The organism is Streptomyces sp. NPDC051172, from assembly GCF_040682555.1.
Taxonomy (GTDB): domain Bacteria; phylum Actinomycetota; class Actinomycetes; order Streptomycetales; family Streptomycetaceae; genus Streptomyces.
Genome location: NZ_JBFBBE010000355.1, coordinates 1 through 1388, shown reverse-complemented (window position 1 = coordinate 1388; position 1388 = coordinate 1). Strand labels below are relative to the sequence as shown.

Below are 1388 nucleotides of genomic sequence, written 5' to 3'. Positions count from 1 at the left end.
GTCGGTGGCCCTGTCTCCGGCCGAGGTGGAGAACGCCTTCACGGAGGGCCTGGGCTTCGACGGCTCCTCGATCGACGGATACACCCGCATCTCCGAGTCGGACATGCTGCTGCAGCCCGATCCCTCGACCTTCCAGATCCTGCCGTGGCGCGGCGACCAGGGACAGAGCTCCCGGATGTTCTGCGACGTGCTCACCCCGGACGGCCGGCCCGCCCCCGCCGACCCGCGGCACGTGCTGCGCCGCGTGCTGGACCGGGCCGCCGATCGGGGCTTCACGTGCTTCACCCACCCGGAGATCGAGTTCTACCTCCTGCAGTCGGACCAGCCCGGCCCGGACGGGGAGCCGGTGCCCGTGGACCGCGCGGGCTACTTCGACAACGTGCCCGGCTCCGACGCGGCCGACTTCCGCCGCGACGCCGTCAGCCTCCTCGAGGGGATGGGCATCTCCGTGGAGTTCAGCCACCACGAGAACGGCCCCGGCCAGAACGAGATCGACCTGTGCGCTGCGGACGCGCTCACGACGGCGGACAACGTGATGACGTTCCGGACCGTCGTCAAGGAGGTCGCCGCCGCCCAGGGCACGTACGCCACGTTCATGCCCAAGCCGTTCTCCCACCACCCGGGCTCCGGCATGCACACCCACTTCTCCCTCTTCGAGGGCGACGCGAACGCGTTCTACGACCCCGCGAACGAGTTCCGGCTCTCCGTCACGGGCCGCCGGTTCATCGCGGGCCTGCTGCGCCACTCCGTGGAGATCACCGCGGTGACCCACCAGTTCGTGAACTCCTACAAGCGTCTCTGGGGCGGGGGAGAGGCCCCGTCGTACACCTCGTGGGGGCACAACAACCGCTCCGCCCTCGTGCGCGTTCCCCTGTACAAGCCGGACAAGGCCGGCTCGGCCCGCATCGAGTACCGCGGTATCGACGCCTCGGCCAACCCGTACCTCGCCTACGCCCTGCTGATCGCGGCCGGGCTCCAGGGCATCGAGGAGGGCTACGAGCTGCCCGAGGCCGCCGCCGAGGACATCAGCGCGTTGACCACCCACGAACGGCGCGTGCTCGGCCACGTGCCCCTGCCCGGCACCCTGTACGACGCCCTGCGCCCCGCTGAGGAGTCCGAGTTCGTGGCGTCCGTGCTGGGCGAGCACGTCTTCGACGCACTCCTGCGCAACAAGCGGCAGGAATGGGACGACTACCGCGTGGAGGTCACCCCGTACGAGCTCCGCCGCTACCTCTCCGGCCTCTGAGACGGGCGCCCGTGTCCTCCCTGCCCGCCACCGGTGCGCTGCCCGCCGTCCCGGACCGCCGCACCCTCGCGCACGCCGGCGTCGCCGACGCCGGTCGCGTGCAGACGCTGCTCACCTCGCCCGAGTTCGAGGGCGTGGACGT

General features: G+C 71.2%; 1 protein-coding gene. It reads left to right on the top strand.

What is annotated here, in order from left to right; translation table 11 throughout:
• Window positions 1-1246 (top strand): glutamine synthetase family protein (locus tag AB0N07_RS51055; RefSeq protein WP_365847839.1); only part of this gene is annotated, 1246 nt, incomplete at its 5' end.
• Window positions 1247-1388: the final 142 nt, after the last annotated feature.